The sequence below is a fragment of the Kitasatospora sp. NPDC058063 genome (genome assembly GCF_042885395.1).
Classification (GTDB): Bacteria; Actinomycetota; Actinomycetes; order Streptomycetales; family Streptomycetaceae; genus Kitasatospora; species Kitasatospora lactacystinica.
This window is the reverse complement of sequence record NZ_JBHVSD010000025.1, coordinates 147,860-158,361: the sequence shown is the minus strand read 5'-3', so window position 1 is coordinate 158,361 and position 10,502 is coordinate 147,860. Positions and strand designations below refer to the sequence as shown.

General features: G+C 71.6%; 5 protein-coding genes and 1 rRNA gene. 4 read left to right on the top strand and 2 right to left on the bottom strand.

Going from position 1 to position 10,502, the window contains the following annotated elements:
- A 5S ribosomal RNA gene (rrf, locus tag ACFVUY_RS34090) occupies nt 1–87 on the top strand; the annotation flags it as partial.
- A gap of 59 nt (nt 88–146) precedes the next feature.
- Nucleotides 147–992, top strand: coding sequence for a phosphatase PAP2 family protein (locus ACFVUY_RS34085; protein WP_387736178.1), 846 nt, complete (start codon nt 147–149; stop codon nt 990–992).
- Nucleotides 993–1,012: 20 nt separating this feature from the next.
- Here the strand turns inward: ACFVUY_RS34085 and ACFVUY_RS34080 are convergent, their stop codons facing one another.
- Both ACFVUY_RS34080 and ACFVUY_RS34075 read right to left on the bottom strand, forming a co-directional pair.
- Nucleotides 1,013–1,576, bottom strand: coding sequence for a GPR1/FUN34/YaaH family transporter (locus tag ACFVUY_RS34080; RefSeq protein WP_387736176.1), 564 nt, complete (start codon nt 1,574–1,576; stop codon nt 1,013–1,015).
- 328 nt (nt 1,577–1,904) lie between these two features.
- Nucleotides 1,905–4,466, bottom strand: coding sequence for a SpoIIE family protein phosphatase (locus ACFVUY_RS34075; RefSeq protein WP_387694050.1), 2,562 nt, complete (start codon nt 4,464–4,466; stop codon nt 1,905–1,907).
- A gap of 481 nt (nt 4,467–4,947) precedes the next feature.
- Here ACFVUY_RS34075 and ACFVUY_RS34070 point away from each other — a divergent pair, with 481 nt between their 5' ends.
- A complete protein-coding gene (locus ACFVUY_RS34070) occupies nt 4,948–9,549 on the top strand; it encodes a HAMP domain-containing protein (RefSeq protein WP_387736174.1) in 4,602 nt (1,533 codons plus the stop codon).
- Nucleotides 9,550–9,842: 293 nt separating this feature from the next.
- Nucleotides 9,843–10,481, top strand: a complete 639-nt coding sequence (locus ACFVUY_RS34065; RefSeq protein WP_359913916.1) for a response regulator — start codon at nt 9,843–9,845, stop codon at nt 10,479–10,481.
- Nucleotides 10,482–10,502 lie beyond the last annotated feature (21 nt).

The window sequence follows — 10,502 nt, the reverse complement described above, 5'->3', positions numbered from 1 at the left end:
GGTTACATTCCGAACCCGGAAGCTAAGCCTTACAGCGCCGATGGTACTGCAGGGGGGACCCTGTGGGAGAGTAGGACGCCGCCGAACAATTATTCCAAAAAGCCCCTTCCCCTCCGGGAAGGGGCTTTTTGCGTTACCCTCTGCCAATGCAGAACCTGACCCTGACCTGGCAGTCCGCCGGGGCCGCCGCCATCGGCCTCCACGCGGGCGCGTACGCCGCGGCGAAGGGCCGGAAGCCGGCGCTGTCCGCTCTGCTGCGGGAGGCCGGCACGCTGCTGGCGCTGTTCGCGCTCTGGCAGCTGGTCGGGCACCTCTCGGTGATGAGTACGGACCACGCGCTGGACCGAGCGAGCTGGATCCACCACACCGAGCAGGTAATCGGGCTGCCGGACGAGGCGTCCTGGCAGCGGGCGGTCACGCCGTACCCGGTGCTGGTGAGGCTGGCGAACTACTACTACGCGGCCATGCACTTCGCCGTGATGCTGGGCGTGCTGCTCTGGGTGTTCGTGCGGCACCGCGAGCGCTACGCGTGGGTGCGCAACACGGTGGTGATCACGACCGCGGTCTGCCTGCTGGTGCAGTTCATCCCGGTGGCGCCGCCGCGGATGCTGCCGGAGAGCGGTTTCGTCGACGTGGCCGCCCAGTACGGGCAGTCGGTCTACGGCGGCGCGGTCGGCGGTGTGGTGGTGGCCGATCAACTGTCGGCCATGCCCTCGGTGCACGTCGCCTGGTGCGTGCTGGCGGCGGTCGCGGTGATCCGGGTGTCGCGCAGTTCACTGCGATGGGTGATGGTGCTGCATCCGGTGCTGACGGTGGCCGTGGTGGTGGTGACGGCGAACCACTTCTGGTCGGACGGCATCGTGGCGGTGGTGATCCTGCTCCTCGCCTATGCCGTGCTGGCGCTGGCGGCACGCCGACGGGGCCGGGCCTCCGTCGGGACGGAGATCCGGCCCCGCGGCACCGCCGAGGAGCAGTTGGAGCAGGTGGGCTGACCGAGGTCGTTCCCGGCCGGTTACTTGACCGGCAGGGCGATCTTTCCCCAGGAGCCGTTGCTCAGTGCGGAGGTGGCCGAGTACCAGGCGGCGAGTCCGGAGACGGCCGCGATCCAGCCGGCGACCTTGGCCAGGCCGCCGTAGCCGCCGAAGGTGGCGATGGCGGAGAGCAGCAGGGAGACCGTCAGCAGACCGTAGACGGCGCGGCCGAGCAGGCCCGAACCCCAGCTCGCGGCGGTGAGGGTGAGGGCGAGCAGGGCCCACAGCAGCAGGAAGAGTCCGGCGGCGTTCTTGCCCGCCCCCGCGGCCGTTGACCAGGTCGCCCAGAAGGCGCCGAGGGTGGTGAAGGCGGTTCCGGTGAAGCCCTCGCCGCCGCGGAGTTGCCAGAGGCCCGCGATGAAGAGGGTGACGCCGCCGAGGATATGGGCGAGGTGGGCCGCGTTCCCGGCTCCGGCGCCGTGCAGGATGCCGGTGGAGAGCAGGCCGTAGGCGAGCAGTGTGAGACCGAGCGCGAGGTAGCCGAGGTTACCCGCGTCGGCTCCGGTGGAGCGGGCGTTCGTTGCCCCGGAAGCTTCGTTGCTCACCGGAGGCTCCTTTCACTCTGGGCGCGCGCAGGGCGCAGTGACGCTGTGGTGTCGTCTCGATGAGTGGATGCGCGCGACCGCGCCGAAGGCGCACGGTTGTGAGTGTGCGCGGGCTGCGGTCGGAAGTGAGGGGCCATCGGAAGTGGTGGGCCAGCGGAGTGCCGCTGGTCGTGCCCCCGCCGGAGGGAATCTCCGGTGAGATCGGTCTACCCGACCCCGTTTCGCTTGTACCCTTGTGAATATAACAATTTGTGACTGCGTCAGCACGGCGCCAGCAAGGAACATACGCCGCGCCGACACTCGCCGGCATGCGCCGCCCTCCGGACGCTCAGGTCTTGCGCTGGGTGGGCACCCGGAGGGTCAGGATCGCCATGTCGTCGGACGGCGGCTCCGGGGCGAAGCGTTCGACCGCACGCTGCACCCTCGCAGCGACCGCCCCGGCGGTCAGGCCGGTACAGCCGGTGAGCACCTCGGCGAGGCCGTCGTCGCCCAGCATCCGCCGGCCCTCGCGGCGCTCGGTGACCCCGTCGGTGACACAGAGCAGGACCTCGCCGGGGGCGAGTACCAGGTGCTCGGCGGTGAGGTCGAGGTCGTCCATGACGCCGAGCAGCGGCTGCGGGGTGGCGGCCCGGTCGACCTGGCCGTCGGTGCGCAGTCGCAGCGGCAGCGGGTGGCCGGCGCAGACCAGGGAGAGCTCGGTGCTGCCGTCCGGGCGGGGCGTCAGTTCGCCGTAGAGCAGGGTGAGGAAGCGGCTGCGCGAACCCTCGTCCAGGATGGCCGCGTTGAGCCGGCGCAGCACCTGCGGGGCGTCCAGGCCCTCGCGGGCGAGGAGCCGCAGCGAGTGCCGGGCCAGGCCGGTGACCGAGGCGGCCTCGGGGCCGGTGCCGCAGACGTCGCCGATGGCGAAGCCGTAGGTGCCCTCGCGGATGGTGAACAGGTCGTAGAAGTCGCCGCCGACCTCGTTGCCCTCGCCGGCCGCCTGGTAGTAGACGTCCACCTCGACGCCGGGGATCTCCGGCAGGTCCGGCGGGAGCAGGCTGCGCTGGAGGGCCTGGCTGGTGGCGGTGCGCTCGGAGTAGAGGCGGGAGTTGTCCAGGGCGAGGGCGGCCCGGCGGGAGAGGTCCTCGGCGAGTTCGAGGATCTCCTGGCGGAATCCGACGCCGGCCGGGACCCCGAGCACCAGCAGGCCGATGACGCGGTTGCGGGCGGTCAGTGCGAGGACGACGGTCTCGCCGAGCAGGCCGGCGAGTTCCGGGCTGTCGGCGAGACCGCCCGCCTCGGCGGACTCGGCGAGGGCTGTCCAGAACCGGACGCCGTGGGCGGGGCCGGCCTCCGGTACGGGCGTCTTGTCGAGCAGGTCGCGCAGCGGGTCGATGCGGTCCTCGTCCTCGTGCAGGACGAAGGCGAGCCTGGCCGGTGAGGAGCGGTCGGCGGTGGTGTAGACGGCACACCAGGAGGCGAGGGTGGGGACGGCCATCTGGGCCATCAGCGCGAGGGTCTGCTCGTGTTCGAGGGTGCCGGCCAGCAGGTCGGAGGCCTCGACCAGGAAGGAGAGCGAGCCGCGGCGCAGCTGTTCGAGCTCGGTCAGCCGGGTGCTCTCGACGGCGAGGGCGACCCGGTCGGCGGCGAACTGCAGGCGCAGCGCGTCCTCGTTGTCGTAGCGGCCGGGCACGGCGGCGGCGATGCCCAGCGAACCGATCAGCCGGCCCTCGACCTTGAGCGGGACGGTGATCAGGGAGCGCATTCCGCTGTCGGAGAGCAGTGGCAGGCCGGTGGGCCGGGCGGAGAGGTCCTCGTGGACGGAGGGCAGCCGGGCGGAGTCGTAGCGGTTGCCGGTGCCGACCGGGAAGCGGGTGTGCCTGCGGTGTCCGGAGGTGAGGCCGGTGGCGGCGCGGACCTCGAACTCGGCCTCGTCGTCGGTGGTGAGCAGCAGGTACGCGGCGTCGCCGTCGAGCAGGTCGCGGGCGCGTTCGACGGTGCGCTGGAGCAGGGTGTCGAGGTCGTCGGTGGCGACCGGGCCGGCCAGCAGGTCGAGCCGGGGGCCGGCCGGGTCGGGGCGCTCGCCGGGCAGGGCCCGGGCGGGGGAGCGCAGCACCGCGCGGTCGGGTTCGAGGACCAGCAGGCAGAGGGTGGAGGGGACGCCCTCGGTGTCGCGCAGCCGGACCTGGGCGCCGTACACCTCGACCTCCTGGCCGTCCTGGCGTCGGATGCCGTAGCCGCCCTCCCAGCGGGCCATCCGCAGGGTGTCGGTCAGGCCGAGGCCGCGGGCGGGGGACTTGGGCCAGACCGCGAGGTCGGCCCAGGGGCGGCCGAGGACGGCCGCGGCGGGGTACTGGAAGAGCGCCTCGGCGTCCGGGTTCCAGGCCAGCACCCGGCCGTCCTCGTCGAGCTGGACGACGGCGACGCGCACCGGGCCGGGGCCGCTGGGCAGATCGCTGCCGGGGGTCGCGGGAACGGCGTAGCGGGTCCCGGACACGTGTGCGGGCAGGGCGAGGCGGAACCAGACGGTCTTGCGGCCGGCCGCGTACTCGACGCCCCACCGCTCCGAGAGGGCGGAGCACATCAGCAGGCCGCGACCGCCCTCGCCGTCCGGGTCGGCGTAGCGGTCGGAGCCGGTGACCGGACCGTCGCCGAGCGAGGGCAGGCCGCGCTCGGGGTGGTGGTCGGTGACCTCGATCCGGACGCTCTCCTCCTCGCGCAGGCAGCAGACCTCCGCGGCGGTGCCGGCGTGCACGACGGCGTTGGTGACGAGCTCGCTGACCAGCACGACCGCGTCGTCGACGACCTCGGGCAGGCCCCAGCCGAGCAGCGCGTCCCGGACGAACCCCCGTGCGGCGGCCGCGGACCGGCCGTCGGGATCGAAGGTGGCGGCTGCGCGCGCGGTGACCACGTTGCCACTTCTCCTCTGCTGCTCTTGCCCTGGCTGTCCGGGGTGCGGCGCCGAATCCCCGTGCGCGCCGTCGGGGTGAGCGGCGGCGCTGGGTCGGGTCGTGGCCCGGTGCAGCGCTCCACCCTACTTTCCGCTTGGTTCCCCGTGGGGACGGGGAGTCGAAACAGGCACCTGAGGGTGATTCTGCCCACCTGTTTCGGACGGTGCGGTACGAACCGAGCACAACCGGCCGTGCACCCGGTGCCGGTGCTGCCAGACTGGGGGGTCCGCGACGGCCGGTGAGAGCAGTACGGTCGTGTGGGTGCCGGCGCGTCGCGGACCGTCGGCACGCAGCCCAGCCGGGCCGGTGCCCGGGTGCGTGCCGCACCGGCACGGTCGGTCACCGGACAGTTCACGATGTGGGAGGGGCCCGTTGAGTTCGGCCACCAAGGACGCAACCGGAACGACGCCGCCCACTGTGCGCGGTGGACGCCCCGGGGCCGTGCCGCGGAACGCGGCCGGCCGACGGGCGCCGGGCCACAATCGTGGCGCGGAGCCCGCCGAGCTGCGCAAGCTGCTGTCGGCGCTGACCGCGATGCGGGACGGCAACTTCCGCCGCCGGCTGACCGTCCCGGGGGACGGGCCGCTGGCCGAGATCGCCGCGGTGTTCAACGAGGTCGCCGAGCGCAACCAGCACCTGACCGGTGAACTGGCGAGGGTCCGGCGCGCGGTGGGCCGCGAGGGCCGGCTGAACGAGCGGCTGGAGACCGGCGCGGGCGAGGGCGCCTGGATGGCGGCGGTCGACAACTGCAACGCGCTGATCGACGACCTGGCCCGCCCGATGGCCGAGGTGGGCCGGGTGCTCACCTCGATCGCCGAGGGCGACCTGGACCAGAAGATGGAGCTGCGCTCGCTGCACAGCAACGGGGTGAGCCACCCGCTGCGCGGCGAGTACCTGAAGATCGGGCGGACCGTCAACGGGCTGGTGGACCAGCTCTCCGAGTTCACCGACGAGGTGACCCGGGTGGCCCGCGAGGTCGGTACCGAGGGCAAGCTCGGCGGCCAGGCCAAGGTCCGCAGCGTGTCCGGCAGTTGGAAGGACCTGGCGGACTCGGTCAACACCATGGCGGGCCGGCTGACCGCCCAGGTGCGCAACATCGCCCAGGTGACCACGGCGGTGGCCAAGGGCGATCTGTCCCGCAAGGTCACCGTCGAGGTGGCCGGCGAGATGCTGGAGCTGAAGAACACCGTCAACACGATGGTCGACCAGCTGAACGGGTTCGCCGCCCAGGTCACCACGGTGGCCCGGGACGTGGGGACGGAGGGCCGGCTCGGAGGGCAGGCCCAGGTGCCGGGCGTGGCCGGGGTCTGGCGCGACCTGACCGACTCGGTGAACTTCATGGCGAACAACCTGACCGGCCAGGTGCGCAACATCGCCCAGGTGACGACCGCGGTCGCCAAGGGCGACCTGTCGCAGAAGATCGAGGTGGACGCGCGCGGAGAGATGCTGGAGCTGAAGAACACCATCAACACGATGGTCGACCAGCTCTCCGGCTTCGCCGAGCAGGTGACCCGGGTGGCCCGTCAGGTGGGTACCGAGGGGCGGCTCGGCGGTCAGGCGCAGGTGCCCTGGGCGGCCGGGGTCTGGCGGGACCTGACCGACAACGTCAACTTCATGGCGAACAACCTCACCGATCAGGTGCGCAACATCGCCCAGGTGACGACCGCGGTCGCCAAGGGCGACCTGTCGCAGAAGATCCAGGTGGACGCGCGCGGGGAGATCCTCGAGCTGAAGAACACCATCAACACGATGGTGGACCAGCTGGGCGCCTTCGCGGACGAGGTGACCCGGGTCGCCCGGGACGTGGGCACCGAGGGCATCCTCGGCGGCCAGGCCAGCGTGCCCGGCGTGGCCGGGATCTGGAAGGACCTGACCAACTCCGTCAACCTGATGGCCAACAACCTGACCAGCCAGGTCCGGAACATCGCCGAGGTGACCACGGCGGTGGCGCGCGGCGACGTCTCCAAGAAGATCACCGTCGACGCCCGGGGCGAGATCCTGGAGCTGGTGACGACCGTCAACACGATGGTGGACCAGCTGTCGGCGTTCGCCGACGAGGTGACCCGGGTGGCCCGCGAGGTGGGCACCGAGGGCATCCTGGGCGGCCAGGCCCGGGTGCGAGGGGTGTCGGGCATCTGGAAGGACCTGACCGACAACGTCAACTTCATGGCGTCGAACCTGACCGGGCAGGTGCGCAACATCGCCGAGGTCGCCGGTGCGGTGGCCCGCGGCGACCTCTCCAAGAAGATCGCCATCGACGCCCAGGGCGAGGTGGCGGCGCTCGCCGCGACCCTCAACACCATGGTCGACCAGCTGTCCTCCTTCGCGGTGGAGGTCACCCGGGTGGCCCGCGAGGTCGGCACCGACGGCACCCTGGGCGGTCAGGCCAGCGTGCCGGGCGTGGCCGGCATCTGGAAGGACCTGACCGACAACGTCAACCAGATGGCCAACAACCTCACCGGCCAGGTGCGGAACATCGCGCTGGTGATCACCGCGGTGGCCCGCGGCGACCTCTCGCAGAAGATCGACGTCGACGCGCGCGGCGAGATCCTCCAGCTCAAGACCAACATCAACACGATGGTGGACCAGCTGTCGGCGTTCGCCGACGAGGTGACCCGGGTGGCCCGCGAGGTGGGCACCGACGGGCGGCTCGGCGGCCAGGCCCGGGTGCCCGGTGTGGACGGCACCTGGCAGGACCTCACCGAGTCGGTGAACGAGCTGGCCAACAACCTGACGCGGCAGGTGCGCGCGATCGCCCAGGTCGCCACCGCGGTCACCAGGGGCGACCTGAGCCTGCGGATCGACGTGGACGCCGCAGGCGAGCTCGACGAGCTCAAGGACAACATCAACCAGATGATCGCCAACCTGCGCGAGACCACCCGCACCAACCAGGAGCAGGACTGGCTCAAGACCAACCTGGCCCGGATCTCCGGTCTGCTCCAGGGTCGCCGGGACCTGGAGGCGGTCGCCTCGCTGATCATGACCGAGCTGACCCCGGTGGTCTCCGCCCAGCACGGAGCGTTCTTCCTCGCCCAGCCGGCCGGCCGCACCGCCGAGCTGATCACCGAGGACGACGACGAGAACGACACCGTGCTGCGCCTGATCGGCAGCTACGGCTACCAGCGGCGGGCGATGCCGACCACCTTCCGCCCCGGCGAGTCGCTGATCGGCCAGGCCGCGGTGGAGAAGCGGGCGATCATCCTCAAGGAGGCGCCGCCCGGGTACCTGAAGATCGCCTCCGGGCTCGGCGAGGCCTCCCCGGCCCACATCGTGGTGCTGCCGGTGCTGTTCGAGGGCCGGCTGCTGGGCGTGATCGAACTGGCCACCTTCAGCTCCTTCACCACCGTCGCACTGGACTTCCTGAACCAGATCGCGGACCTCATCGGCGTCACGGTCAACACCATCAGCGTCAACACCAAGACCGAGGGCCTGCTGCTGGAGTCCCAGCGCCTCACCGCCGAACTCTCGATGCGGTCCGCCGAGTTGGAGGCCCGCCAGGAGGAACTGGAGCGCACCAACGAGGAGTTGCAGGAGAAGGCCGAGCAACTCGCCCAGCAGAACCGCGACATCGAGATCAAGAACGGCGAGATCGAAGAGGCCCGGCAGGTCCTGGAGGAGCGCGCCGAGCAGCTCGCCCTGGCCTCCCGGTACAAGAGCGAGTTCCTCGCCAACATGTCGCACGAGCTGCGCACCCCGCTCAACTCGCTGCTGATCCTGGCCAAGCTGCTCTCCGACAACAACGAGGGCAACCTCTCGCCGAAGCAGGTCGAGTTCGCCGACACCATCCACGGCGCCGGCTCCGACCTGCTCCAGCTGATCAACGACATCCTCGACCTGTCCAAGGTCGAGGCCGGCAAGATGGACGTCCGCCCGGCCCGGATCGCGCTGGTCCAGCTGGTCGACTACGTCGAGGCCACCTTCCAGCCGGTCGCGCTGGACAAGAACCTGGACTTCGCCGTCCGGGTCTCGCCCGCCCTGCCGGTCACCCTGCACACCGACGAGCAGCGGCTCCAGCAGGTGCTGCGCAACCTGATCTCCAACGCAGTGAAGTTCACCGACGCCGGAGCCGTCGACTTCTCGATCCGCCCGGCCGGCCGGGAGGTCCCGCAGGACGTGCGCGAGCGGCTGCTGGAGTCCGGCTCGATCCAGGGCCCGGACGACGAGCTGATCGCCTTCGCGGTCTCCGACACCGGCATCGGCATCCCCGGGAACAAGCTGCGCGAGATCTTCGAGGCGTTCAAGCAGGCCGACGGCACCACCAGCCGCAAGTACGGCGGCACCGGCCTCGGCCTGTCCATCAGCCGCGAGATCGCCCGGCTGCTCGGCGGCGAGATCCACGCCGAGAGCGAGCTGGGCAAGGGCTCGACCTTCACGCTCTACCTGCCGCTGCGCACCGAGGCCCCGGAGGCCGTCGGCGACCCCCGATCGACCGTGCCGGCCGCCCTGGCGCCGCGCGCCTCGGTCGGGGTGACCCCGGTGGGCCTGCCGGTGCCGGTCGGCGAGAACCCGGCCGACCACTGGGCCCAGGAGGTCCGCGAGCTGGCCGAGGAGCGCCGCCGCGGCGCGGTGGAGCGCCGGCGCAGTGCCGCCCTGGAGAGCGCCGCCGGACCGCGGACGGTGGAGCCCCTCCAGCCCCGCCCGGTCAACGGCGACCGGCGCTTCGACGGCCAGCAGGTGCTGATCGTGGACGACGACGTCCGCAACGTGTTCGCGCTCACCAGCGTGCTGGAGCAGCACGGCCTGACCGTCCTGTACGCCGAGAACGGCCGCGAGGGCATCGAGATGCTGGAGCAGCACGAGAACGTGGCGCTGGTCCTGATGGACATCATGATGCCGGAGATGGACGGCTACGCGACCACCGAGGCGATCCGCCGGATGCCCCAGTTCGCGGGCCTGCCGATCATCGCGCTGACCGCCAAGGCGATGAAGGGCGACCGGGAGAAGTCGCTGCAGGCGGGTGCCACCGACCACATCACCAAGCCGGTGGAGACCGACCACCTGCTGTCGGTCATGCGCGAGTGGCTGAACGCGGACCGCGCGTGATCGCGGGGGAGGCGTGAACCCCGGATCGGGCCCCGGGGTTCACGTCGGCCGGTCGGCCGGTTTGCTGGCGGTCGGGCCCGGGAACCGGGTAGGGTCACCGATCGTTGCGAACAGTGACCGGATGGCGACACGCTGCTGAGCGTGCGCCGGAGCACTGGCTGCGCGCCGCCCCGGATCGGGTCACGACGGGGCGATGTGCCGGGCGAGGGGGTGCGGCTAGCATGACCGGGGTAGCGGTGGGCAGTACGCGGGTGCCTGCACCGGGCGGCAGGCAGGCGACAGGAGGGCGAGCCCTGATGCAGAAGGCCAAGATCCTCCTGGTCGACGACCGACCGGAGAACCTGCTGGCGCTGGAGGCGATCCTCTCGGCCCTGGACCAGACACTGGTCCGTGCGGCCTCGGGTGAGGAGGCGCTGAAGGCGCTGCTCACCGACGACTTCGCGGTGATCCTGCTGGACGTCCAGATGCCGGGGATGGACGGCTTCGAGACCGCCGCCCACATCAAGCGCCGCGAGCGCACCCGGGACATCCCGATCATCTTCCTGACCGCGATCAACCACGGCCCGCACCACACCTTCCGCGGCTACGCGGCCGGCGCGGTGGACTACATCTCCAAGCCCTTCGACCCCTGGGTGCTGCGCGCCAAGGTCTCCGTCTTCGTCGACCTGTACGCGAAGAACTGCCAGCTGAAGGAGCAGGCCGCGCTGCTGCGCCTGCAACTGGAGGAGGGCGGCGACGAGCGGGCCCTCGGCGGGGCGCTGCTGGGTGAGCTGTCCGCGCGGCTGGCGGCGGTCGAGGAGCAGGCGGAGGCGCTCGGCAAGCAGCTGGACGGCGGCGAGGACGCCGGGGTGGCCGCCACCGCGGCGCACCTGGAGCGCAAGCTCGCCGGGCTGCGCCGGGCCCTGGACGCGATGCGCCCGGGCAGTTCCTGATCCCCTGCCGGGGTTCACCCG